Annotated in this window: 21 protein-coding genes; 12 read left to right on the top strand and 9 right to left on the bottom strand. The window is 71.6% G+C overall.

Features of this window, described 5'->3' with window-relative positions; all coding sequences use genetic code 11:
- Positions 1 to 65: 65 nt before the first annotated feature.
- A complete protein-coding gene (locus tag ACFVDP_RS24240) occupies positions 66 to 1022 on the top strand; it encodes a fibronectin type III domain-containing protein (protein ID WP_383493136.1) in 957 nt (318 codons plus the stop codon).
- A 161-nt stretch (positions 1023 to 1183) separates the two neighbouring features.
- On the top strand, positions 1184 to 1675 hold the full coding sequence (locus ACFVDP_RS24235; RefSeq protein ID WP_383493133.1) for a hypothetical protein: 492 nt from the start codon (positions 1184 to 1186) through the stop codon (positions 1673 to 1675).
- 61 nt (positions 1676 to 1736) lie between these two features.
- Here the strand turns inward: ACFVDP_RS24235 and ACFVDP_RS24230 are convergent, their stop codons facing one another.
- From ACFVDP_RS24230 to ACFVDP_RS24220, 3 genes are all read right to left on the bottom strand, one after another.
- Entirely contained in the window at positions 1737 to 2291 is a 555-nt protein-coding gene (locus ACFVDP_RS24230) for a PadR family transcriptional regulator (protein WP_383493130.1), read from the bottom strand.
- Positions 2292 to 2367: 76 nt separating this feature from the next.
- Positions 2368 to 4383, bottom strand: a complete 2016-nt coding sequence (locus ACFVDP_RS24225; protein ID WP_383493128.1) for an FAD-dependent oxidoreductase — start codon at positions 4381 to 4383, stop codon at positions 2368 to 2370.
- Between the two features lie 102 nt (positions 4384 to 4485).
- On the bottom strand, positions 4486 to 5583 hold the full coding sequence (locus ACFVDP_RS24220) for a tyrosine-protein phosphatase (RefSeq protein WP_383493125.1): 1098 nt from the start codon (positions 5581 to 5583) through the stop codon (positions 4486 to 4488).
- Between the two features lie 482 nt (positions 5584 to 6065).
- On the opposite strand from ACFVDP_RS24220, the gene ACFVDP_RS24215 reads away from it, so the two are divergent.
- Entirely contained in the window at positions 6066 to 6503 is a 438-nt protein-coding gene (locus ACFVDP_RS24215; RefSeq protein WP_383493122.1) for a MarR family winged helix-turn-helix transcriptional regulator, read from the top strand.
- Here ACFVDP_RS24215 and ACFVDP_RS24210 read toward each other — a convergent pair.
- Entirely contained in the window at positions 6476 to 7234 is a 759-nt protein-coding gene (locus ACFVDP_RS24210; protein ID WP_383493119.1) for a GNAT family N-acetyltransferase, read from the bottom strand. The two genes, ACFVDP_RS24215 and ACFVDP_RS24210, sit on opposite strands and share 28 nt — an antisense overlap.
- 208 nt (positions 7235 to 7442) lie before the next feature.
- Between ACFVDP_RS24210 and def the strand changes: the two genes are divergently transcribed.
- Complete coding sequence (gene def / locus ACFVDP_RS24205) at positions 7443 to 8096, top strand: peptide deformylase (protein WP_383493116.1); 654 nt, start codon at positions 7443 to 7445, stop codon at positions 8094 to 8096.
- A 4-nt stretch (positions 8097 to 8100) separates the two neighbouring features.
- On the opposite strand, the gene ACFVDP_RS24200 is transcribed toward def, so the two are convergent.
- Together ACFVDP_RS24200 and ACFVDP_RS24195 are read right to left on the bottom strand one after the other, a co-directional pair.
- The gene (locus ACFVDP_RS24200) at positions 8101 to 8895 is read right to left on the bottom strand and encodes a VOC family protein (RefSeq protein WP_383493113.1); all 795 of its coding nucleotides are present in this window, start codon (positions 8893 to 8895) and stop codon (positions 8101 to 8103) included.
- Positions 8896 to 8940: 45 nt separating this feature from the next.
- Positions 8941 to 10695 carry a phosphatidylglycerol lysyltransferase domain-containing protein gene (locus ACFVDP_RS24195; protein WP_383493110.1) on the bottom strand — a complete coding sequence of 585 codons (1755 nt, stop codon included), beginning with the start codon at positions 10693 to 10695 and terminating at the stop codon, positions 8941 to 8943.
- Between the two features lie 163 nt (positions 10696 to 10858).
- Here ACFVDP_RS24195 and ACFVDP_RS24190 point away from each other — a divergent pair, with 163 nt between their 5' ends.
- Positions 10859 to 12082: an alpha/beta hydrolase gene (locus ACFVDP_RS24190; protein ID WP_383493108.1), complete on the top strand. Its 1224-nt coding sequence runs from the start codon at positions 10859 to 10861 to the stop codon at positions 12080 to 12082.
- 50 nt (positions 12083 to 12132) lie between these two features.
- Positions 12133 to 12690, top strand: a complete 558-nt coding sequence (locus tag ACFVDP_RS24185; protein ID WP_383493105.1) for an NUDIX hydrolase — start codon at positions 12133 to 12135, stop codon at positions 12688 to 12690.
- Here ACFVDP_RS24185 and ACFVDP_RS24180 read toward each other — a convergent pair whose 3' ends face one another.
- Positions 12691 to 13722: an NlpC/P60 family protein gene (locus tag ACFVDP_RS24180; protein WP_383493103.1), complete on the bottom strand. Its 1032-nt coding sequence runs from the start codon at positions 13720 to 13722 to the stop codon at positions 12691 to 12693.
- A 220-nt stretch (positions 13723 to 13942) separates the two neighbouring features.
- Entirely contained in the window at positions 13943 to 14668 is a 726-nt protein-coding gene (locus ACFVDP_RS24175; protein WP_383493100.1) for a class I SAM-dependent methyltransferase, read from the bottom strand.
- Between the two features lie 356 nt (positions 14669 to 15024).
- Between ACFVDP_RS24175 and rho the strand changes: the two genes are divergently transcribed.
- From rho to ACFVDP_RS24145, 6 genes are all read left to right on the top strand, one after another.
- On the top strand, positions 15025 to 16215 hold the full coding sequence (gene rho / locus ACFVDP_RS24170; RefSeq protein ID WP_383493097.1) for a transcription termination factor Rho: 1191 nt from the start codon (positions 15025 to 15027) through the stop codon (positions 16213 to 16215).
- Positions 16216 to 16253: 38 nt separating this feature from the next.
- A complete protein-coding gene (locus ACFVDP_RS24165; RefSeq protein WP_383493094.1) occupies positions 16254 to 16769 on the top strand; it encodes a GNAT family N-acetyltransferase in 516 nt (171 codons plus the stop codon).
- Between the two features lie 76 nt (positions 16770 to 16845).
- Complete coding sequence (locus ACFVDP_RS24160) at positions 16846 to 17376, top strand: inorganic diphosphatase (protein ID WP_383493091.1); 531 nt, start codon at positions 16846 to 16848, stop codon at positions 17374 to 17376.
- Positions 17377 to 17690: 314 nt separating this feature from the next.
- Complete coding sequence (locus tag ACFVDP_RS24155; protein ID WP_383493088.1) at positions 17691 to 18935, top strand: hypothetical protein; 1245 nt, start codon at positions 17691 to 17693, stop codon at positions 18933 to 18935.
- A 219-nt stretch (positions 18936 to 19154) separates the two neighbouring features.
- A complete protein-coding gene (locus ACFVDP_RS24150) occupies positions 19155 to 20663 on the top strand; it encodes an MFS transporter (RefSeq protein WP_383493085.1) in 1509 nt (502 codons plus the stop codon).
- A 118-nt stretch (positions 20664 to 20781) separates the two neighbouring features.
- On the top strand, positions 20782 to 21492 hold the full coding sequence (locus ACFVDP_RS24145; protein ID WP_383493083.1) for a dienelactone hydrolase family protein: 711 nt from the start codon (positions 20782 to 20784) through the stop codon (positions 21490 to 21492).
- Between the two features lie 110 nt (positions 21493 to 21602).
- On the opposite strand, the gene ACFVDP_RS24140 is transcribed toward ACFVDP_RS24145, so the two are convergent.
- Complete coding sequence (locus ACFVDP_RS24140) at positions 21603 to 23564, bottom strand: M13 family metallopeptidase (RefSeq protein ID WP_383493080.1); 1962 nt, start codon at positions 23562 to 23564, stop codon at positions 21603 to 21605.
- Between the last annotated feature and the right edge of the window lies 1 nt (position 23565).

Below are 23565 nucleotides of genomic sequence, written 5' to 3'. Positions count from 1 at the left end.
ATTCGGTCCCGCCGAGCGGAAGGCATCCCGTGCGACGTGTCCCCCCACGCCCACTGCTCCCCCAAGTGGCCTGCACCACGGCCCTGTTGACGGTTCTCTCCGGCTGCGGGCTGCTGTCGTCCGGCGACGACGCGGGCGGACCGGCCCTCTCGGAGCCGCTCGGCGTCACCGCGCAGGCGGGCAGCGCCACCTCCGTGCACGTCATGTGGAACCGTCCGGCGAGCACCGCCGCGGTCAAGGGCTACGAGGTGTACCGCGGCGAGGTGCGGGTGAAACAGCTGTCCGCCACCCAGCAGATGGTCGATGTCACCGGACTGCGGCCGCGGACGCGGTACGTGTTCACCGTGCGGGCCCGCGACAAGGACGGGGAGCCGGGCCCCGCGAGCCGGCGGGCCTCTGTGACGACTCCGGCCGCCGTCGCCGCCGACCGCTCCGCGCCGACCAGGCCGGGCGGGCTGCGCGGCAAGGCGGACGGCGCGCGCTCGGTGTCGCTGTCGTGGCGGAAGTCCGACGATGACAAGGGCGTGGTCTCGTACGACGTCTACCAGGGCACGACGAAGATCCACAGCGTGCCGGGGACGCGGACCGGGGCGCTGCTGACGGGGCTGCGGCCGGGCACGGCGTACTCCTTCACCGTGCGGGCGCGGGACGCCGCCGACAACACCTCGCCCGCGAGCGGGACGGTGCGGCTGACGACCGCTCAGGGCGAGGACGAGGGGGCCGACACCGCGCCCGCCGACTTCCGGGCGACCGTGCGGCGCTCGGACGGGGCCTCGTACATCGATCTGACCTGGACGGCGCCGCGCACCGGCGGTGACGTTCCGGCGTATCAGGTGTACCTGGACGGGAAGCAGGCCACGACGGTCGTGTGGGGGGACAGCGCGCCCAAGGGCGCCGCGAAGTACAGCTTCTACATCGGCGACGCGGACGGTGCGCGGCACCGGGTGAAGATCCGGGCGCAGTTGCCGGACGGCACCTGGGGCGCGTTCTCGCCGGAGCGGACGGTGACCGTTCGTCAGTAGCCGCGGCTGGGCCGGACGACGGAACGTGTCACCTGCCCGGCCCCGGTCCGCATGCGCCCGCACCGGCAGGGACTTTGGCTGTGCGTCAGGCAGCACGGGCTTTGCCGACTCGGGCGGGGCACGGGACGTACCGCCTCCCGTGCCGCCGGAGGGCAGACAGCATGCGCATCACGTCGACCATCGCTCGCTCCGGGCTCACCGTCGCCGCCGCGGCCGCGTTGCCGCTGGCGCTGGCCGCCCCCGCGGCGCACGCCGCGGGAGTCACGGTCACCGCCGAAGGATCCACGGTGACGGCCACCACCACGGCCTGCACGAACGGCGGCAACGGTTCGCTCCTGGCCGCCGGCCAGGCCGACTTCGCCCAGGGCCGCCAGACGGCGCTGACCTCGGGTAGCGCCACCTGGACCGGGGTCGCCTCCGGTACGTACACGGTCGTGGTCGTGTGCGCGGACCACTCGACGGCGGGCACCCAGTCGGTGACCGTCTCGGCGAGCCCGACGATCTCGGCGACGTCCAGCCCGCTGGGCGGGGTCCGGGGCGGCCTGGGCGGAGCGTCGGAGGACTACGGCACGCTGACGTACGCCGCGGGCGGCACCATGGTGGCGGCCGCCGTGCTCGGTGGCGTCTGGTACTTCCGGCGACGCCGCGCCTGAGCCAGCGGAGAGGAGGGCCGCCGTCCGGAGTCCGGGCGGCGGCCCTTCCGTACGGTCGTGCTCACTCGCCGGGCGTGCCCTGTTCCGGCCGGTCGAGGTCGCTCAGCGTGCGTTCGAGCCAGCGCACCCAGAACGTCTCCAGGTCGATCCCGGCGCGCAGCACCGCGTGCTGCAGCCGGTCCGCCTCGGAGTCCTTCTCCGGCGGGAAGTCCCGCTCGTCGATCTCCCGGTAGGTGGCCAACTGCCGCCGGTGCAGGTCGAGATGACGGTGGAGTTCGTCGTCGACCCCGGCCGTGCCGATGACCGCGGCGGAGCGCAGGCGCAGCAGCAGGGGGTCCCGCATCGGCTTGGGGTCCTGCGGCGCCGCCGTCCAGCGCGCAAGTTCCGCCCGCCCGTCGGGAAGGACCTCGTACTGCTTCTTCTGGCCGCGCGCCGGGGCCTGGGCGGGCAGGGCGCGGATCAGCCCGTCGCGCTCCAGCCTGGCCAGCTCCCGGTAGATCTGCTGGTGCGTCGCCGACCAGAAGTAGCCGATGGACCGGTCGAACCTGCGGGTCAGTTCGAGGCCGGACGACGGCTTCTCCAGGAGCGCCGTGAGGATCGCGTGCGGCAGTGACATGGCGTAAGCCTAGAGCGCGTCTCCCGGAGAAAGGGATGGTCACGCGGCCGGCGGGCCCGGCCACGTGACCACCCGGTCAGAGGGCGGCCGCGACCTCGGTGCCCTGCTTGATGGCGCGCTTGGCGTCCAGCTCGGCGGCGACGTCGGCGCCGCCGATGAGGTGCGGGGTCCGGCCGGCGGCCACCAGGTCGTCGTAGAGGGACCGCATCGGCTCCTGGCCCGCGCAGAGCACGACCGTGTCGACGGGGATCAGCTGCTGCTCCCCGTCGACGGTGAGGTGCAGGCCCGCGTCGTCGATCAGGTCGTAGGAGGCGCCCGCGATCATCGTGACGCCGCGGTGGCGCAGCTCGGTGCGGTGGATCCAGCCGGTGGTCTTGCCGAGGCCGGCGCCGACCTTGGACGTCTTGCGCTGGACGAGGTGGACCTGGCGCGGCGGGGCGGGCCGCTCGGGCTTGGTGAGGCCGCCGCGGTCGGCGTAGTCCATGTCGACGCCCCACAGGCGGAAGTACGTGGCCGGGTCCTGGCTCGCCTTCTCGCCGCCGTCGGTGAGGTACTCGGCGACGTCGAAGCCGATGCCGCCCGCGCCGATGACGGCCACGCGGTCGCCGACGGGCGCCGCGCCGCGCAGCACGTCGAGGTAGCCGACGACGCTCGGGTGGTCGACGCCCTCGATGACGGGGGTGCGCGGGGTGACACCGGTGGCGACGACCACGTCGTCGTACGCGTCGAGGTCGTCGGCGCCGACGCGGGTGGCCAGCCGTACGTCCACGCCGTGCTGTGCGAGCTGCGTACGGAAGTAGCGCAGTGTCTCGTCGAACTCTTCCTTGCCGGGGACCTTGCGGGCGACGTTGAGCTGTCCGCCGATCTCGGCCGCGGCGTCGAAGAGCGTGACGTCGTGTCCGCGTTCGGCGGCCGAGACCGCGCAGGCCAGTCCGGCGGGACCGGCGCCGACGACGGCGACGCGCTTCTTCGTGCGGGTCGGCGAGAGGACGAGTTCGGTCTCGTGGCAGGCGCGCGGGTTGACGAGGCAGGAGGTGATCTTGCCGCTGAAGGTGTGGTCGAGGCAGGCCTGGTTGCAGCCGATGCAGGTGTTGATGGTGTCGGAGCGGTCGGCGGCGGCCTTGTTCACGAAGTCCGGGTCGGCGAGCATCGGCCGGGCCAGCGAGACCATGTCGGCGGCGCCGTCCGCGAGCAACTCCTCGGCCAGCTCCGGGGTGTTGATGCGGTTCGTGGTGACGAGGGGGACGGACACCGAGCCCATGAGCTTCTTGGTGACCCAGGTGTACGCACCGCGCGGCACGGAGGTCGCGATCGTCGGGATACGGGCCTCGTGCCAGCCGATGCCGGTGTTGATGATGGTGGCGCCGGCCGCCTCAATCTCCTTGGCCAGCTGCACGACCTCGTCGTGCGTCGAGCCGCCGGGGACCAGGTCCAGCATGGAGAGCCGGTAGATGAGGATGAAGTCGTCGCCGACGCGCTCGCGGACCCGCTTCACGATCTCGACGGGGAAGCGGGTGCGGTTCTCGTAGGAGCCGCCCCAGCGATCGGTGCGGTGGTTGGTGTGGGCGACGATGAACTCGTTGATGAGGTAGCCCTCGGAGCCCATGATCTCGACGCCGTCGTATCCGGCCGACCGGGCGAGTTCGGCGGTGCGCGCGAAGTCCTCGATGGTCTGCTCGACGTCGGCGTCGCTCAGCTCGTTCGGGACGAACGGGCTGATGGGGGCCTGGACCGGGCTCGGCGCGACGAGGTCCTCGTGGTAGGCGTAGCGGCCGAAGTGCAGGATCTGCATCGCGATCCTGCCCCCGGCGGCGTGCACCGCGTCGGTGACCTCGCGGTGCTGGGCGGCCTCTTCCTCGGTGGTCAGCTTGGCGCCGCCGGACCAGGGGCGGCCCGCCTCGTTCGGGGCGATGCCGCCCGTCACCATCAGGCCGACACCGCCCCGGGCGCGGGTCGCGTAGAACTCGGCCATCCGCGCGAAGCCGTTCTCCGCCTCCTCCAGGCCCACGTGCATCGAGCCCATCAGGACGCGGTTGGGCAGGGTCGTGAAGCCCAGGTCGAGCGGGGCGAGAAGGTGGGGGTAACGGCTCATGGGGCCCTCCGTGCGCGGCGAACGTCGTGACTGTTGTAGACGACGCCGACACGTTTATGCAACAAGTTGCAGAAGAGAGGTACGCCACCTCGCCCCGGTGGCTCAGGGGGTCAGGAGCCTGTTCCGCAGGCTCTGGATGGTGGCGTCGTCGAGGCCGAGGCCCTTGTGGAGGTAGGTGTCGAAGCTCCCGTAGAGGTGGTCGACCTCGCCGAACGCGGCGCGCAGCCAGGAGAGTTCGACGGCGTCGGGGTTGCCCGTGTAGTCGTTGCTGGCGAGGAAGTCGGCCTCGACGGTGGCGCGCGGGACGCCGAGCAGGGTGAGCAGCACGGCGGTGCCCCAGCCGGTGCGGTCCTTGCCGGCCGAGCAGTGGTAGACGGTGGCGCCTGCATTGCTGTTGACCGCGCCGAGCAGGTCCTTGAAGGCGTGGTCGGCGCCGACGAAGTTGACCATGAACGGGTAGCCGATGGACTGCCCGAGGTCGGAGGAGCCGGAGAACAGTCCGGCCGCGATCGCCTGCGCGAGGGTCATCAGGGCCGGATCGTGGAACTTGATGCCGTACGCGAGGGAGACGACGTCGGCGACCTGGTATGCGACACCGGCCGGGACCTTGTCCGGGTCTTCCTTGCGCTCGGAGTAGTTGCGCAGGTCGACGTCGCGGGTGATGCCCTGGTCGACGATGCGCTGCTGCTCGGGGCCGGTCAGGGCGGCGAGCTTGTTGCTGCGGTAGACGATGCCGTACTTGACCCAGCGGCCGTCACTCGTGCGGTAGCCGCCGGCGTCGCGGAAGTTCTTCGCGGAGGCGATGCCGAGGGAGCGTTCGGCGACGACGTAGGCGCCGCCGGTGTCGGGGGTCAGCTTGAAGTACCAGCGCCGGTCGGCCGCCAGCTTGCCCGCGGGCACCGCAAGGGAGCCGGTGCCGGCCGCGCTGCCGAGGGGGGTGCCGGGGTCGCTCGCGTCGGGCTTGGCGTGCGCGGTGACCTGGACGTTCGCCGCGGGCGACGACCAGGAGACCGTGTACGAGCCGTCGGCGGCGAGGTGGGCTGCCGCCTGGGTGAACGGGACCGCTTGCGCCGTCGCGGGCTGCGTGGTGGCGGTGGGGGTGTTCGGGTCGGCCTGTGCGAGTGCGGGGTGGGCCAGGGTGGCGGTGCCGGTGAGCACCAGGGTGGCCAGTGCGGCTGCTGTCAGGCGTCTGGGCTGCATGGTCGGGCGTCTCCTCGCGGTGGGGGCGGCGACTTCGGCAGCCATGATGGCGATGGGGGGCGCCCGTTTGAACTGGATCGTGGATCAAAGCGGGGGCGGGGTGGTTGTGACGGATGACAAGGGGGTTCGTTGTTGGGTGCGGCTCGGTGGGGGCTGGGTGCGCAGTTCCCCGCGCCCCTGGGGGTCGTGGGTCGGGTGCGCGTCTCGTCGTGGCTGATCGCGCAGTTCCTCGCGCCCCTGGGAGCGTCGTCGGGTGCAAGCCGGTGGCCGCTTCTCGCGCCGTTCCCCGCGCCCCTGACGGCTGCGCTTCGCGCGCCTTCAGCATGGGCGAGTGGGCACGCCTCTGATGAGATGGCGCACGAAGTGCGCATCTCAGGGGCGCGGGGAACTGCGCGACCAGCCCCCACCGGAGCCGCAGACGAACGACGCACGCGGCTCTAGTTGTAGACTGCAACGAGCGGGCGAAGGGAAAGGATCCTCACGTGGCACAGGCGGGCCGGGAAGCGGACGTCGAGATCATTCAGCGGGAGCTGACATCCTTCGCGCGTCGCGCCAGGGCGACGGCGGCACGGATCCACCCCGAGCTGTCACTGGTGTCGTACACCCTGCTCAGCCATCTCGACGAGCAGGGCGGCTGCCGCGCCACGGACCTCGCGGCGCACTACGCGCTGGACAAGTCGACCGTCAGCCGTCAGGTCTCCGCGCTGGAGCGGTCCGGGCTCGTGATGCGGCGCCTGGACCCGGACGACCACCGGGTCCAGGTCCTGCACCCGACCGAGGCCGGCGCGGAGATCCTGCGGCAGGTCACGGTCAGCCGCCGGCAGATCTTCGGGGAGCGCCTGGCGGACTGGCCCGCGGACGACCTCGCGCGGTTCGCCCGGTACCTGGAGCGCTACAACGAGGCCGCGCGCGAGGACTGAACCAGCGCCGCGGGCACCCGCGCGGTGCGGAACCGCGTCGTGCGGCGCAGCCGGAAGCCGAGCGCCTCGTACAGCCTGATCGCGTTCGCGTTGCCCGCGCCGGTGTGCAGGAACGGCGTCTCGCCGCGGTCCCTGATCCCGGCGGCGACGGCCCGCACGAGGCGCCCGGCGAGGCCCTGGCCCCGGTACGCGGGATCGGTGCAGACGGCGCTGATCTCGGTGAAGCCCGGCGGGTGCAGCCGCTCCCCCGCCATGGCGGCCAGCACACCGTCGCGGCGGATCCCCAGGTACGTACCGAGTTCGATGGTGCGCGTCTCGAACGGGCCGGGCTCGGTGCGGGCCACCAGGTCGAGCATCTCCGGCACGTCGGCCTCCGTGAGCCGTACCGCCTCGGGGTCGTGGGCCGCGTCCACGCGGTCGTCGACGAGCTGTACACCGGGAATGTCGAAAACCGGCTCCCAGCCGTCGGGCAGTGCGTCGCGCACCCCGAGGACCGGCACGGTGCCGTCGGCGTCGGCGAACGCGGCGAGGTCCGCCCAGTCCCCGGCCGTGACGTCGTCGGGCAGGGCGACCCACGGCGAGACGTCGGCCGGGTAGCGCAGGACCCGGCCGCTCCGCTCGGCGAAGTGCGCGTGCGGGCCGGTCAGCGCGGCGTACGCGGGGTTGTCCAGTGGGTGTGCCCCGGCATCGGGGGCGCCGGGGCCCCCGTGCTCCTCGTACGTCTGCGTCATTCCGGTCCCCTTCGCGTGTGGTGGGTCGCGTGGCCATGCCGGCGCGCCGAGGCACACCGAGCGTCAAACCCACTGAACCCACTGGTCAGGGCAGTTCATTCCCGTGCACGCAGGGTGTTCATGAACCTGCAATGTGTTCATCGCGCCGTCATGGCGACATCACGGACCGGCGTTGCCGAGCGGTGATCACGCTTGGCATGCTGGCGCGATGCCGACGATGCCGCTCCATGACCAGGTCGAGGCGCTGCTCGCCGCCGCCGACGACGGAATCCTGCCGATCGTCGCCGCCGGTGACCCCGTGCTGCGCCGCCCCGCCGAACCCGTCGACGGACAGCTCTCCGACGATCTCCTCGCCCGCCTCGTCGAAGTGATGCGCCGCACCATGCACGCGGCGCCCGGCGTCGGTCTGGCCGCGCCGCAGATCGGGGTGGCGCTGCGGCTCGCGGTGCTGGAGGACGCGGCGGCGGTGTCCGAGGAGGTGCGGGCGGCCAGGGGCCGGGTGCCGCTGCCGTACCGGGTCCTGGTCAATCCGTCGTACGACGGCGTGGGCGGGCGCCTGGTGGCGTTCTACGAGGGATGTCTGAGTGTGCCGGGCTATCAGGCGGTGGTCGCCCGGCACGAGCGCGTACGGCTGCGCGCCCTGGACGAGCGCGGGCGGGCCGTCGAGGAGGAGTTCGGTGGCTGGCCCGCGCGCATCGTGCAGCACGAGACGGACCATCTGAACGGCACCCTGTACCTGGACCGTGCCGAGCTGCGCTCCCTGTCGTCCACGGGCACGCAGGCGGCGGTGGAGCGCTGGGCCCAGCCCACGCCCCGGCTGGCCGCGGCGGAGCTGGGCTTCTCGCTGCCGGAGTCCGGCTGACCCCTCACTCCATGGGCGGCATCTCGCCCTGCGTCGTCGTGACGTCGATGACGGAGAACGCGCAGCCCTGCGGGTCCGCGACGGAGGCCATCCGGCCGAAGGGGCTGTCCATCGGCCCGAAGTGCAGCTTGCCGCCGAGGCGCTGCACGGTGGCGATGGCGGCGTCGCAGTCCTCGACGACGAAGTACACATTGACGTACGACGGCACGTGGGCCGGGAAGTCGTCGGTCATCTGCATCCGGCCGAGGGCGGGTCCCCCGTCGAGCTGCCAGACGTTGAAGTCGACCTTGTCGTCGGGGACCTTCTTGACGTCGTAGGGGAAGACGGACGTGAAGAACGCGTCGGTCTTGGCGGCGTCCCGGGTGTTGACCTCGGCCCAGCAGAACGCGCCGGGTCCGTTGACCGCCTCGAAGCCCTCGTGCGAGCCGGGCTGCCAGAGGCTGAACATGACGCCCGCCGGGTCCTGGACGGTGACCATGGTGCCGAAGTCGGCGACCTGCATCGGCTCCATCATCAGGGTGCCGCCCGCACTCCTGGCCTTCTCGGCGCTCGCGGCGATGTCGGGGGCGGCGAGGTAGAGGTTCCAGGACGGCGGGACGCCCTCCGCGCCGGGCATCTGCGGCACGAGGGCGGCGACGTGCTTGCCGTCGGCGTTCTTCGCCTGCGTGTAGTTGCCGAACTCCTCGGTTCCCGGGTCGTAGCTCCAGCCGAACAGTTCGGTGTAGAAGGCCTTCGCCGCCTCCAGGTCCGGATACATGGCGTCGGCCCAGATGGGCGCGCCCTCGGGGCGTACGGACATGACGCGTCATCCTTCCGTGGGGCCGGACAGTGATGAGCCCGGCGGCTACGGTTCCACGCTAGGCGTGTGGAGCCCGGTGCGCGATCGGTGTACGGGAGGTCGTCGCCGGGTCCGCGTCCACTGGCGCAGCCGCTCGGCGGGCCGGGGCAGGACGACGAACGCCTCGGCCTGGAGGCAGGCCCAGCCGATGCGGGGCAGGTCGCGGGCGGTGGGGTAGACGACGAAGCGGGGCTGCCACTCGGGCCGGAACTTGGCGTTGAACCGGTACAGCGACTCGATCTGGAACCAGCGGGAGACGAAGACGAGGAGCGAGCGCCACACTCTGAGCACGGGTCCCGCGCCGAGCCGTTCGCCGCGGGCCAGGGCCGCCCGGAACACCGCGAAGTTGAGGGAGACGCGGGTGATGCCGAGGGACGGCGCGTCGCGCAGGGCGGCGACGATGAGGAGTTCGTTCAGGCCGGGCTCGGCGGTGCGGTCGCGGCGCATCAGGTCCAGGGAGAGTCCGTCGCCGCCCCAGGGCACGAAGTGCAGCAGGGCCCGCACCTGTTCCTGCCCCGCCGCGTCCTTCTGGTGGGCGGTGACGACGACGCAGTCACCGTCGGCGGGATCGCCGAAGCGGCCGAGCGCCATGGAGAACCCGCGCTCGGTGGCGCTCCCGCGCCAGGCCGCGGCGGCCTCGCGCAGATGCTGCTTCTCGGTGTCGTCGAGGTCGCGCACGTAGCGGGTGCGGCAGGAGTATCCGGCGCGTTCGATGCGGTGCACCATCTGGCGTACGTTGCGCATGGCGCGTCCGGCGAGGCTGAAGGAGGCGCAGTCGACGATGGCCTCGTCGCCCAGTTCCAGGGCTCTGAGGCCACCTTCGCGGATCCACACCTGTCCGCCGAGTTCGCTGCAGCCCATGACGGCGGGGGTCCAGGCGTGTCGCTCGCAGCGTTCGAGGAATTCCTTGATGGCGCCGGGCCAGGCCTCGGGGTCGCCGATCGGGTCGCCGCCGGCGAGGGCGACTCCGGAGACGACGCGGTAGCCGATGGCGGCCTTCCCCGTCGGTGAGAACAGGACGGACTTGTCGCCGCGCAGCGCGAAGTAGCCGAGGGAGTCGCGCCGTCCCTCGCGGTCGAGGAGGGCGCGCAGCCGGGCCGAGCCGTCGGCGGGCGTGAGCCGCACCGGGCGCAGTACGAGGTACGTCGTGGTGGCGCCGGTGACCAGGCCGAGCGCGAGCAGCGACAGGTGCACGGCGTCGCCGACGCGGTCGGAGGCGTAGGTCAGCGGTCCCGACGTCCCGATGAGTCCGCACGCCACCTGCTGCACGCGGTCGGCGAACGAGATCCGGTCTCCGGCCTCGTCGCCCGCGCGCACCCCGACGATCAGCAGGCCGATGCCGAAGCTGAGCGTGCCGAGCACGAGGAAGTTGCTCAGGGCGCGGATGCGGCCACGTGGATCGCTGCGGGCGTGGAACTCGCCGCGGAACACGACGAGTCCGGCGCACAGCAGTGCGGAGACGGCGGCGGCGACGAACGCGTGATGGCGCAATCCCTGGACGACGGCGCTCGCCGCGAGGAGGGTGACGGCGGCCGTCCAGGCACGCCGTTTGCGCCGGCGCAGTCCCCGGGCGAGCAGCACGAGGAGAAGGCCCGAGACGAGCGCGGCGGCGCGGGCGATGTCGTCGGCGAGCCCGGGCACATAGGGCGCGATGCGCTCCATGCGGGTGACGCGGACGTGCGGGAAGACGGCCGTCGCGATGTCGAGGAGTCCGATGAGCAGGCACGTGTTTCCGGCCACGGCGGCTGGGCGAGGTTTCACAGCCGCCGAGCGTAGGGACGCCGGGCACCGGTGGAGTAAGAGCCGGTGAGGAGGAGGGTAAGAAGCCGCGCCGTGGCCAACCGGCCTGTCCCGAAAGGTCTCTTCTCCGGAGGAAGCTGCGGGTTCGGCAGTGCGCCGCCCCCGGGCGAGAGGAGATGTGCGGATGGGCCTGACGAGTCGGACGTTGCTGTACGCGACGGTGCTGATCGCACTGGGTTGCGTGGGTCTGACGGTGTGGGTGTGGCCGCGTCTCGCCCAGCGCGGTCCGCTGCCCGTGCTCGGCAGGCTGGGGGCGATCGCGGTGACGCAGTTCGCCGTGCTCCTGGCGTGCGCGGTCGCGGTGAACGGGGAGTTCGAGTTCTACGGCACCTGGGACGAGCTGCTCGGTCATGTGTCGACCGCGCCCGCCCACATCGCCGAGCTGGGCACCGGCAGCGGTGTCTACGCCCAGCACACGGCGCTGGTGCAGCCGGCCGGGCCGCAGGGTCTGGACCGTGTGAAGGGGCTGCCGGTGGGGCCGCCCGCCAAGGTGGGCCGGGTGGAGTCGGTGCGGATCATCGGGCGGCGCACCCGCGCGATCGACCCGGCGTTCGTGTATCTGCCGCCGCAGTACTTCCAGCGCCAGTTCCACCGGCAGCGCTTCCCGGTGATCGTGGCGATCAGCGGGTATCCGGGCGGCATCATGAATCTCGCCTCCTTCCTCCATGTCCCGCAGACCGCGGGCCAGTTGGAGCGGGCTAACCGCTTGCAGCCGACGGTGATCGTCATGGTGCGGCCGACGATCGCGCCGCCCCGTGACACCGAGTGTGTGGACGTACCGGGCGGCCCGCAGGCGGAGACGTTCTTCACCAAGGACCTGCCCGAGGCGGTCAAGGCGGCGTACCGGGTGGGCCACGACCCGAGCGCCTGGGGTGCGCTCGGCTATTCGTCGGGCGGCAGCTGTGCGCTGCAACTCGCCATGCGGAACCCGAAGGTGTACACGTCGGCGGCGGCCCTGTCGGCCGACTACAAGGTCAGCGACGACCTGACGACGGGCAGCCTGTTCGGTTCGGGACCGCTCGCCGCGCGCCGCAGGGACGGACACGACCTGGTCTGGCGGCTGCATCATCTGCCGGTGCCGCAGGTGTCGGTCCTGGTGGCCAGCAGCCGGCAGGGCGAGCGGGACTACGGGCCCACCCTGCAATTCCTCAAGGCGGTCCGCGCGCCGATGACGTCGGCCCGCATCATCTTGCCGCGCGGCAGCCACCACTTCACGACCTGGGTGCGCGAGATCGGGCCCGCGCTGCAGTGGATGGGGCAGCAGCTGACGTTCCCGCAGGACACCGCGCCCGCGCCGCACCCGCCGCGCAGGACGGCACAGGCCGAGGCGCCGGCCCGCGGGAGGTGACGGCGGCCGGCCCGGGGGGCCGGTGTCCGACCCGCCTAGGATCGGCGCCCATGACCATGACCCGGCGCCGCACCTCTCGTGTCCTGTTGCTCGACGACCGCGACCGTCTGCTGTTGCTGTGCGGACGCGATCCGCGGCGGCCGGGAGCGCGCTGGTGGTTCACCGTCGGCGGGGGTGTGGAGGACGGTGAGAGCCACCCGGCGGCGGCCGTGCGCGAGATCCTCGAGGAGACGGCTCTCGCGCTGCCCGTCGCCCGGCTCGGCCCGCTCGTCTGGACCCGCACCACCGTCTTCCACGTGGACGGGCACGGGTTCGACCAGCACGAGGAGTACCGCGTCGCACGGGTCACGGCCGACGAGCGGACCCGGATGGAGATCGACCCGGCCGAGGCCCGCTACGGCCATCACTGGTGGTCCGTGCCGGAACTCGCGACCACGACGGAGACCGTCCGCCCCCACCGCATGGCGGACCTGCTGCCGGCCTTGTTCACGCCTGTCCCTCCGGGCCGGGCGCCCCTGCATCTCGGGCACGTCGACGAAGGTGCCGAGACGGGCCCGAGGGAGCCCGAGGGAGGCGGACCCGGCCCAGGGCCTGTCCGGGTGTGCTGATCAGCCCGTGACGCGGACGCCGAACTGGAAGCTGCCGATCGTGCTCATCGACTCGTAGCGGACGTAGGCGCCCGGGTACGGGGCGTGCAGCACCTGACCGCCTCCCGCGTAGAGGCCGACGTGCTCGGTGTTGTTGAAGAAGACCAGGTCGCCGGGCTTGAGCTGGCTCATGCCGATCCTGGCGCCGTCGTTGACCTGGGTGTACGTGGTCCGGGTGATGCCGACCCCGGCCTGCGCGTACGCCCACTGCGTGAGCCCGGAGCAGTCGTAGGAGTTGGGGCCCGTGCCGCCGCGGAAGTACGGCTTGCCGATCTGGGAGGCTGCCGCGTTCAGGGCGGCGGCGCCGAACTTGGAGGCGGCCGCCTCGTTGCCGAGGTCGACACGGCCCGCGGACGAACGGCTGGCGCGCGCCTCGGAGTCGGCTATCTCCTGGCGCTCGGCTGCGGTCAGCGAGTTCAGCAGCTGGCGCGCCTTGCTGAGCTTGCTCTGGATCTGCTGCTTCTTCTTGCCCAGCTCGGTGCGGGTGTCGGCGAGGTCCTTGAGCTTCTCGGCGGCCTCGGCGCGCTCCTGGGCGAGCGTGCGCTGCTTCGCCTGGACCTTCTTCAGCGACTCCAGCTGCTGCTCGGACAGCGAGTCGAGGGTGGACGCCTTGTCGAGGTAGTCGTCCGGGTCGGCGGAGAGGAACAGCTGGACCGAGGCGTCGATGCCGCCGGAGCGGTACTGCTCGCTGGCCATCGCGCCCAGGCCGGTGCGCAGTTCGTTGAGCTCGTCCTGCTCGCGGGCGACCTTGTCCTGGAGCCGGCCGATCTCCTTCTCCAGCTTCTCCTGGTTCTCCTTGGCCCCGTCGTACTGGTTGGTGGCCCGCTCCGCCTCTTGGTAGAGCTTGTCGACCTGCTCCTTGACCTCGCTCTTCGTGGGCTTGGGGGCCGCGTTGGCGGCCTGGGAAGTAAGGGCCACGGCAGCGGCGGCGGTCGCGGTGAGCACGGTCACGCGAGTGCGGCTCGGCCGCTTGGGTCGACGGTGGGACGCCACGAAGGCGAGCTCCTTCTTCCTCCGACCGCCCACAGAAGAACCGGTGGACGGCGCCCCTCCACCGTCACTCACCTCATGTGAGTGATCAAGCGTGCAGAGGTCAGGAGCCCGACCCTAGTGACCTTCCTGTGACCATTTCAAAGTCTGACGTGAAAAATATCGGTCACACCTGCATTCTTTGCACACAATTCACGTCCAGTGATGTCGCTTTGACGCTACGTCACGCAGGAGTCGCGCCCCGCCGCGTGGCCACGACGAGTCCGCACCGGGGGCTGCCGTCCGGCCGCTTCCCCAGTTCGGGCAGCGCGCGCAGCTCCACGTCGAATCCGGCGCGGGTCAACTCCCCGCGCACATCGCCGAACCGGAACACCCGGTAGTACATGACGAACGGCGGGCGCCACACCGCGTTGCGCACCCGCATCACCGCGTCGAAGCCGAGCATGGCCCAGTAGCCGCGCGAGCCGACCCTGGCGGGCGCCGGCATCGGGAACACGAACTGGCCGCCGGGGCGCAGCACCTGGTGGACCTCGGCGAACAACTGCGCCTGCTGGCGCGGCAGGAAGTGCCCGAACGCCCCGAAGCTGACCACCAGGTCGAAGGCGGGCCCGAACGGCAGGGCGAGCGCGTCCCCGCGCACGTACGACGCCGTGGGCTCGCCGCGCCGTGCGACGTCCAGCATGCCGGCGCTGAAGTCGACCCCGACGGCCCGCTCCGCGCACACCTCCCGCAGCACGCCGAGGCCCGCCCCCGTGCCGCAGCACAGATCGAGCCCGGTGCGGTAGGGGCCCAGTTCGCGCAGGGCGCGGGTGACCGGGTCGAGGACGGCGTCGGGGGTCCGGAACGGGGTGTGGTCGAACTTCGGCGCGAGCAGGTCGTAGCCGTGCTCGACCGAGGACAGCGCCTGAACGGCCAGTTCGCGCAAGGTGGGGCCCTGAGGGGTGAACATGGCCGCTCAGCATAGGTCGGCGCCCCCTGGAAATCCGGGCTTGCCGCGCGCCGGGGATGGCGTGGTACTCTCCGAATGGAACTTGCGTACGCCTCCACTTCTCCCTGTCAGGGTCAGCGAGGCACCGGTACCGTTCCCTTCCACTCAGCGCGTGAGCGCCCAGCATCAACATCTTCGGCGCTCTGGCGCACATCATCCCTGGTCAACGGGTTCTGACGGGTTCCGTCCCGCCCCTGTTCCAGGTTCTCTTCCCGGCCGGCCGGGCGTGATCTGTCCGCCCGCCCCTCGCGTCGCCGGAATCCCACCCCCGCTCTGCCCGCGTACGACCGCAGTCCGCGAAAGGACCCTGATCGACCATGACCACCACCACACTCCGTGCGCCGGAGCAGTCCGGCGCCCCCGCATCCACACCCCCATCCACAACCACATCCACCGAGACCCGCGTCAGTGCGGCCGGTGTCCTCGACATCGCCGGGAACGGGGCCGGATTCCTCCGCTCCCCCGGTCTGATCCCCACGTCGAACGACGTCCAGGTACCCGCCCAGCTGGTCCGCCAACGGGGCCTGCGCACCGGCGACTTCATCACCGGGGTGTGCGGACGGCCGCGCACCCTCGCCCAGGTCGAGACCGTCGAGGGCCTTCCCGTGGAGACGGCGCGCAGCCGTCCGCGGTTCGCCGATCTCACCCCGCTCCACCCGGCCCGGCGGCTGCGCCTCGACAGCCCCGCGGGCGGGCTCGCGGGCCGCGTCGTCGACCTGGTGGCGCCCGTCGGCAAGGGCCAGCGCGGCCTGATCGTCGCGCCGCCCAAGACCGGCAAGACGGTCCTGCTGCAGCAGCTCGCCGCGGCGATCGCCGACCGCCACCCCGAGGCCCATCTGATGGTGGTGCTCCTCGACGAGCGCCCCGAGGAGGTCACCGACATGCGCCGCTCGGTGCGCGGTGAGGTCCTCGCCTCGACCTTCGACCAGCCCGCGAAGGCGCACATCGCGCTCGCCGAACTCGCCGTCGAGCGCGCCAAGCGCCTCGTCGAGCGAGGCGTCGACGTGATCATCCTGCTCGACTCGCTCACCCGGCTGTGCCGCGCCCACAACAACGCCGCCGCGGTGTCGTCCAAGGGCGGCCGCACCCTGTCGGGCGGTGTCGACGCGGCCGCGCTGCTCGGCCCCAAGCGGCTGTTCGGGGCGGCCCGCAACACCGAGGAGGCCGGTTCGCTGACCATCCTCGCCACGGCTCTGGTCGACACCGGCTCCCGCGCCGACGACTACTACTTCGAAGAGCTCAAGAGCACCGGCAACATGGAACTGCGCCTGGACCGCACCCTCGCCGACGCCCGCGTCTTCCCGGCCGTCGACATCACCCCTTCCGGCACCCGCAGGGAGGAGCTGCTGCTGTCCGCGGCCGAGTTGGGGATCGTGAGCGGACTGCGCCGGGCCCTCCAGGGCCGCGACGGACGCTCCGGCTACGAGTCCCTGCTGGAGAAGCTCCGCAAGACCCCCGACAACGCCGCGTTCCTGCGCCAGGTCCACGGGACGGTCCCCGCAGCGTGACCGCCCCCAAAAAAAGAAGAATGCGTAATACTCGTCCCATGACTTCGCGCATTACCCGCCCGGGACGGAAAGCCTCCGTGACGGTCCGCCGGGCCACCGCGCGGGACGCCAAGCGCCTCACCCGGCTCGTGCGCGGCTCCGGCGCCTACGAGGGCCGGTACGCGGCGATGGTCGCGGGCTACCGGGTGGGCCCCGCCTACATCGACACCCACCGGGTCTTCGTGGCGGTCGACGAGGGCGACATCTCCGGCGACCACGGCGTCCGCGACCGGGTGCTCGGCTTCTACTCCCTGCTGATCGACCCGGCCGAGCTGGACCTGATGTTCGTCGCCGACGCGGCGCAGGGCCTCGGCATCGGGCGGCTGCTCGTCGCGCACATGCGGGACGAGGCCCGCGCCGCCGGGCTCGACCGCGTCCGGGTCGTCTCCCATCCGCCCGCCGAGGGCTTCTACCGCAGCATGGGGGCCCGCCGCACCGGTACCGCCCCGGCCGCCCCGCCGGCCGTCGCCTGGGACCGGCCGGAACTCGAATTCGCCATTCCCCCGGCCGCCTGAGGGGTTCCGCCCTCGGCCCCTTCGGCGCACACTCGGGGGCACCCGAAGCGGGCGACCATGGGGCAAGGAGGCCACATTGGGCGGCAGTGACGCAGGTGCCGAGGCGTTCGACGTGATCGTGGAGATCCCTCAGGGCTCCCGGAACAAGTACGAGATGGATCATGATCTGGGCCGCATCCGCCTCGACCGGATGCTGTTCACCTCGACCCAGTACCCCGCCGACTACGGCTACGTCGAGGGCACGCTCGGCGGCGACGGCGACCCGCTGGACGCCCTGGTGCTGACCGACGACCCCACGTTCCCCGGCTGCGCCGTCGAGTGCCGGGCGATCGGCATGTTCGTGATGAGCGACGAGAAGGGCCCGGACGAGAAGATCCTCTGCGTCCCCGCCCACGACCCGCGCCACGCCTCGGTCCACGACATCGAGGACATCCCGGAGTTCGACCGGCTGGAGATCACGCACTTCTTCGAGGTCTACAAGGACCTGGAACCCGGCAAGTCGGTCGACGGCTCCCACTGGGAGGGCCGCGACAAGGCGTACGAGGAAATCTCCCGGGCCCGCGCGGCCCTGCGCGAGGCGGCCCCGCGCAAGGAAGGCACCTTCTGACGCGGGGCGCCCCGCGGAAGGTGGGCCGTTCGGCCCCGCGACAGGGTCGATCGGCCCACCTTCAACCACCCTCACTCCTGAGATGCTGCTGCGCAGAGCCTCCCGTGTGCCCGCTCTCCCGCCGCGGCGCACGGTAGAGGCCCGGGCCCGTCGGTCGTGGGCGGGGGAGCCTCGAGCGACGGGCCCGGCACGGGGTCGACGGCGTCCGCGACGCCCGGGACGCGCGACGCGGCAACTGGCGCGCAAATCAGCCCAATCGGAGCGATAAAGTGGTCCGTCAACCCACCCGCGCCCGATCACCCAGGAGTATCTACGTGACCGTAGCCATCGACGCGTCCGAAGCAGCGGCCCCGACCGGCGACGACGCCGTACCGCCGCAGGCCGCGGAGTCCACGCCCGCGGTCGACGCGCACGGGAGCACGCCGGACGAGGAGAGGGCCGAGCCCGCACCCGAGGAGCCGGGGAACTTCTGGCAGCCCCCGGCCGACGCCACGGCCGCGGCGCCGGAGAAGCCCGAGGCGGCAGCTGAGGCAGAAGAGGCAGAAGAGGACGCTTCCGGCGAGGTGCCGGAGTCGATCGCCCGCGACGCGCACGAGTTCGGCGTGTACGCGCGCACCGGCGGCTGGGCCTTCGCCCTGAAGGTGGCGCGCAGCGTGCGCCCCGGCGGACAGCCGGCCGGTGAGACGACCAAGGTCTCGGCGCGCAGGTTCGCCGGGCTCGCCGGCTGCTCGGCGGACCGGGTCATGCGGTTCTACAAGGCGTGGGACCGGGCGGCGGACGACGGCGTCGTGCCGCAGTTCGAGTCGCTGGCGCCGGGGGCCGACATCGATCTTCCCGACGCCGATGTCTGGCTGTCGTACTACGTCTCCCGCTCCAGCGGCGCCTCCGTGCGCGGCCAGGCGATCACCGAGGCCGCCGAGGCGGAGGGCATCCGGCCGACGAAGGCCCTGGAGGTCGCCGAGAACCCGACGGCGCTGCGGGCCGCGATCCTCGCCGACCCGGGCACCGCCGAGGCCGCCCGCAAGGCGCTGATGGACCGGCTCGGCGAGGACCCGGTCCTGCGTACGGGAATGGCCCGGGACATCGTGCGCACCGACGACCTGAAGAAGGCCGTCGCGGAGGAGAGCAAGACCGGCGGCCAGCTCGACTACGTACGCAAGATCGTCGAGGAGGGGCAGGTCAAGACGCCCGCGGGGCAGAAGATCGAGGCCCCGCGGTCGCTGCGCGAGGAGGCCGAGCGGCACCTGTCCCTCATCGACGAGCTCGACGAGGACGAGGAGACGGGCGAGTGGGCCCAGGAGGCCTACGACAGCGTGCGCACGCTGGTCGCCGAGACCGTCGAGAAGGATCCCGAGCTGCGGGTCCAGGAGCGGCGGGCGAAGTTCTACAGCAGCCTGCAGAAGGCGACGAAGGCGTTCGAGGAGCTGACCTTCGACGACGTCGACGGCGAGGAGATGGACACCATCGTCGAGGACGACATGCTGCAGCGCCTGGAGGAGCTCCAGCAGGCGATCTCGACCTGCATCTCGGCCCTGCAGAAGGCCAAGACCGGCAGCTGACACAGCCGTACCGCGTCCGCCGATGCCCGGCACTCCCCCACGGGAGTGCCGGGCATCGGCGCGTTCCGGGGTGTTACCTCGGTCACCCACCCAGCGAAACGTTGCCGTTTCGCTAGTGATGGGCTTACGCTCATCGAGGACCTGAACGAAACCGTTTCGTTCACTTAGCTTACGCGGTCCTTACACGACCGCAGCTCTCACTTCCCTGGAGTGGCCCCCATGTCTCAGACCTCCGCGGTCGAGGCCACCGACGCCTCGGCACCGCCCCGACAGGACACCCACGAGGAGTCCCGCAAGCGCTGGTGGATCCTCGGCATCATCGGCATCGCCCAGCTGATGGTCGTGCTCGACGCGACCATCGTGAACATCGCGCTCCCCTCCGCCCAGCAGGACCTGGGCTTCAGCGACGGCAACCGGCAGTGGATCGTCACGGCGTACGCGCTCGCCTTCGCCTCGCTCCTGCTGCTCGGCGGCCGGATCGCCGACCTCTTCGGCCGCAAGCCGGCCTTCCTCATCGGCATCGCGGGCTTCGCGGGCGCCTCGGTCCTCGGCGGCGCGTCCACCGGCTTCGGGATGCTGGTGACGGCCCGGGCCCTCCAGGGCGTCTTCGGCGCGCTGCTCGCCCCGGCGGCCCTGTCGCTACTCAACACGACGTTCACCGACGCCAAGGAACGCGCCAAGGCGTTCAGCGTCTACGGCGCGATCGCCGGTGCGGGCGGCGCGGTCGGGCTGCTGCTCGGCGGCGTCCTGACCGACGCGCTCGACTGGCGCTGGACGCTCTACGTGAACCTCGTCTTCGCCGTGGTCGCCTTCGCGGGCGGCTGGCTCCTGCTGAGCAGCCACCGCGACGCCGCGGGCTCCAAGCTCGACCTGCCCGGCACGGTGCTCGTCTCGGCCGGTCTCTTCTCGGTCGTGTACGGGTTCAGCAACGCGGAGACCCACGACTGGGGCTCCCCGCTGACCTGGGGCTTCCTGCTCGGGGGCGGTGTGCTGCTGGCCGCGTTCACCTGGTGGCAGACCCGGGCCGCGCACCCGCTGCTGCCGATGCGTGTCCTGCTCGACCGGGACCGCGCCGCCTCGTTCATCACCGTGCTGATCACCGGTGCGGGCATGTTCGGCGTGTTCCTGTTCCTCACGTACTACCTGCAGCTGAACCTCGGCTTCAGCCCCACGAAGACCGGTGTCGCGTTCCTGCCGATGATGGCCACGCTGATGGTCATGGCGCAGATCTCCACCACGGTGCTGGTGCCGCGGATCGGCCCGAAGATCATCATTCCCGCCGGTTTCGCCGTCGCCGCGCTCGGCATGGTCTGGCTGACCGGGATCGGCCTCGACTCCGGGTTCTCCACCCACGTACTGCCGCAGCTGCTCCTGATCGGCGCGGGTCTGGGCGCCGTGATGCCGCCCGCGATGCAGCTGGCCACCAGCGGGATCGGCGCCGAGGACGCGGGCGTCGCCTCGGCGACGGTCAACACCATGCAGCAGGTGGGCGGTTCGATCGGCACCGCCCTGCTGAGCACCCTCGCGGCGAGCGCCGCCACCAGCTACCTCGCGGGCCGCAACCCGGCGGACAAGCTGACCCGGGCGAACGCCACGATCGAGAGCTACACGACCGCGTTCTGGTGGTCGGCGGGCTTCTTCGCCGCCGGCGCGGTCATCACCTTCCTGCTGTACCGGCGTGGGGCTGTGCGGCAGGATGCGGCGGCGGCACCGGTCGTCCACATGTGACGACGTCCACCGTCCGGCCAGGGGCCGCCGTCCTCAGGGAGACGGCGGCCCCTTCGTGTCGCCCGCGGGCCGGGGTGGCATCGTGGGAGCGATCACCGGACCACACAGGAGTCACCTCATGTCGGAATCCCCCCGGCCCACCGGCAAGCCCGCCCACCAGAACGTGACGTTCGACAGCAACGGCACCCCCGCCCACGGCTATCTGGCCCTGCCGCCCACGGGCAGCGGACCCGGAGTCATCGTCATCCAGGAGTGGTGGGGCCTGACCGACCACATCACGGACGTCACCGACCGGCTGGCCGCCGAGGGCTTCGTCGCCCTCGCCCCCGACCTGTACGGCGGGAACGTGGCGCACGACTCCCAGGAAGCGTTCCGCATGATGCAGGAGCTGCCGGTGGAGCGCGGCGTGGAACTGCTGTCGGGCGCCGTGGACCATCTGCTCGCCCTGCCCGAGGTCACCTCCGACACCGTCGGCACCGTCGGTTTCTGCATGGGCGGCGGCTTCGTGCTGTACCTGGCCGCGAAGGACCCGCGGGTGAGCGCGGCGGTCCCGTTCTACGGCGTCATCCAGGGCGAGGTCCCCGACTTCTCGGGTCTGAAGGCCCAGATCCTCGGCCACTACGGGGAGCGCGACGAGACGGTCCCGGTCCCCACCCTGGACGGCCTGGGCCGCACGATCCGCGAACAGTCCGGCATCGAGCCGGACTTCCGCATGTACCCGGCGGACCACGCGTTCTTCAACGACGGCCGCCCGGAGGTCTACGACGCCGACTCGGCGCGGACGGCGTGGTCGGCAACGACCGACTTCCTGCACACGACGATCAAGTAGCAGCCACATCAAGCCCCTCCGGCGATTGAGGAGCGGGGTCCGGGGCGGAGCCCCGAAACGGCGGGCCCGGGAGGCACGACCCTCCCGACCCCGCCGCACAAAACCTCAGGTCACCAGATCCGCACCCGATCAGCCGGATCGAGCCACAGCCCGTCCCCGGCCTCGGTCTCGAACGCCTGATGGAACTCATCAAGGTTCCGCACAATATTGGCGCGGAACTCCGGCGGCGAGTGCGGGTCGATCGTCAGGTACTGCTGCTCCTGCTCCTTGCGCCGCTTGGTGCGCCAGCAGTACGCCCAGTTGAGGAACAGCCGCTGCGAACCGCTGATCCCCTCGTCGTCGACCGGCACGTCGGCGCCTTCGAGCGAGATCAGGTAGGCGGTGTGCCCGATGGTCAGACCGCCGAGGTCGCCGATGTTCTCGCCGACGGTGAGCGATCCGTTGACCCGCTCACCGGGCAGGTTGCGGGGCTCGAAGGCGTCGTACTGGGTGATGAGCGCCTTGGACTTGGTCTCGAAGGCGGCCTTGTCGTCGGCGGTCCACCAGTCGTTCAGGTTGCCCTGGCCGTCGTACTGCGCGCCCTGGTCGTCGAAACCGTGGCCGATCTCGTGGCCGATGACGGCGCCGATCCCGCCGTAGTTCTCGGCCGGGTCCGCGTCCGGCGAGAAGAACGGCTTCTGGAGGATGCCGGCCGGGAAGCAGATCTCGTTCGTCCCCGGGTTGTAGTACGCGTTCACCGTCTGCGGCAGCATGAACCACTCGTCGCGGTCGACCGGCGCGCCGATCTTCGCCATCTGCCGGTCGTGCTCGAAGGCGTCGGCCGCGTAGGCGTTGGCCACCAGGTCGCCCTCGACGCCCAGCGCGGAGTAGTCGCGGAAGGAGTCCGGGTAGCCGATCTTCGGCCGGAAGGTGGCGAGCTTCTCGTAGGCCCGCTCCTTGGTCTCGTCGGTCATCCAGTCGAGCGCGCCGATGGACTGGCGGTAGGCCTCCAGGAGGTTGGCGACCAGGTCGTCCATGAGGGCCTTCGACGCCGGCGGGAAGTGCCGGGCGACGTACTCCTTGCCGACGGCCTCGCCCATGGCGCCCTCGACGAACTGCACGGCGCGCTTCCAGCGGGCGCGCAGCTCGGGGGTGCCGTTGAGCGTGCGCCCGTAGAACTCGAAGTTGTTGTTCACGAACGCCGAGGACAGGTAGGGGGCGCTGGTGCGCAGCACGCGCGCGAGCAGCCAGTCGCGCCACTGCTCGACGGGCGTCTCGGTGAGCAGCGCCGACAGGTGCGCGAGGTAGGACGGCTGGCGCACGCAGGACTGCGCCAGGGTCTCGTCGCTGCCGCCGAGCGCGTCGACGTAGGCACGCCAGTCGAAGGCCGGGGCCAGCGCGGTCAGCTCGTCGAACGTCGTCAGGTTGTACGTCTTCTGCACGTCACGCGTCTCGGCGCGCTCCCAGTGGCCCTCGGCGAGACGGGTCTCCAGGGCGAGAACGGTGCGCGCGGCGGCGGCCGGGTCGTCGTGCTCGCCCAGCCGGAACAGCTCGGTGAGGTACGCCTCGTACTTCTCGCGGGTCTCGGCGAACTTTTCCTCGCGGTAGTACGACTCGTCGGGCAGGCCGAGGCCGCCCTGGAGGATGTTGTACAGGTAGCGGTCGGAGTCGCGGTCGTCGGAGTCGATGTACGCGCCGAACAGGCCGGAGCCGCCCTTGCGCTCGAAGCGGCCGATGAAGGCGGCCAGCTGCGACACGTCGGTGAGGGCGGCGGCCTCGTCGAGGAGCGGGCGGATCGGGTCCAGGCCGCGGGCCTCGACGGCCTCCTCGTCCATGAACGACGCGTACAGCTCCGCGATCTTGCGGGCCTCGTCCGGGTCGAGGCTGGTGGGGCCTCCTGCGGCGATCTCCTGGATGATCTCCTTGACCTGCTGCTCGGCGACGTCCACGAGCTGCACGAAGGGGCCCCAGCTGGAGCGGTCGTCGGGGATCGGCTCGGTCGCCAGCCAGTGGCCGTTGACGTGGCCGAAGAGGTCGTCCTGCGGTCGGATCGCCGGGTCCATGCCCGAGCGCGCGTCATCCAGAGTGCTCATC

Source organism: Streptomyces sp. NPDC057694 (assembly GCF_042799415.1).
In the GTDB taxonomy this organism is placed as follows: Bacteria; Actinomycetota; Actinomycetes; order Streptomycetales; family Streptomycetaceae; genus Streptomyces.
This window is presented reverse-complemented; position numbering and strand designations above follow the sequence as displayed.

Bases quoted from the DNA above. Each gene is read 5' to 3' on its own strand.
- ACFVDP_RS24230 (WP_383493130.1), bottom strand. From the start codon at position 2,291: ATGTCACTGCCGCACGCGATCCTCACGGCGCTCCTGGAGAAGCCGTCG.
- ACFVDP_RS24190 (WP_383493108.1), top strand. From the start codon at position 10,859: ATGGGCCTGACGAGTCGGACGTTGCTGTACGCGACGGTGCTGATCGCA.
- ACFVDP_RS24145 (WP_383493083.1), top strand. From the start codon at position 20,782: ATGTCGGAATCCCCCCGGCCCACCGGCAAGCCCGCCCACCAGAACGTG.
- ACFVDP_RS24235 (WP_383493133.1), top strand. From the start codon at position 1,184: ATGCGCATCACGTCGACCATCGCTCGCTCCGGGCTCACCGTCGCCGCC.
- ACFVDP_RS24150 (WP_383493085.1), top strand. From the start codon at position 19,155: ATGTCTCAGACCTCCGCGGTCGAGGCCACCGACGCCTCGGCACCGCCC.
- ACFVDP_RS24200 (WP_383493113.1), bottom strand. From the start codon at position 8,895: ATGTCCGTACGCCCCGAGGGCGCGCCCATCTGGGCCGACGCCATGTAT.
- ACFVDP_RS24185 (WP_383493105.1), top strand. From the start codon at position 12,133: ATGACCATGACCCGGCGCCGCACCTCTCGTGTCCTGTTGCTCGACGAC.
- ACFVDP_RS24210 (WP_383493119.1), bottom strand. From the start codon at position 7,234: ATGACGCAGACGTACGAGGAGCACGGGGGCCCCGGCGCCCCCGATGCC.
- ACFVDP_RS24165 (WP_383493094.1), top strand. From the start codon at position 16,254: ATGACTTCGCGCATTACCCGCCCGGGACGGAAAGCCTCCGTGACGGTC.
- rho (WP_383493097.1), top strand. From the start codon at position 15,025: ATGACCACCACCACACTCCGTGCGCCGGAGCAGTCCGGCGCCCCCGCA.
- ACFVDP_RS24225 (WP_383493128.1), bottom strand. From the start codon at position 4,383: ATGAGCCGTTACCCCCACCTTCTCGCCCCGCTCGACCTGGGCTTCACG.
- ACFVDP_RS24175 (WP_383493100.1), bottom strand. From the start codon at position 14,668: ATGTTCACCCCTCAGGGCCCCACCTTGCGCGAACTGGCCGTTCAGGCG.
- def (WP_383493116.1), top strand. From the start codon at position 7,443: ATGCCGACGATGCCGCTCCATGACCAGGTCGAGGCGCTGCTCGCCGCC.
- ACFVDP_RS24140 (WP_383493080.1), bottom strand. From the start codon at position 23,564: ATGAGCACTCTGGATGACGCGCGCTCGGGCATGGACCCGGCGATCCGA.
- ACFVDP_RS24220 (WP_383493125.1), bottom strand. From the start codon at position 5,583: ATGCAGCCCAGACGCCTGACAGCAGCCGCACTGGCCACCCTGGTGCTC.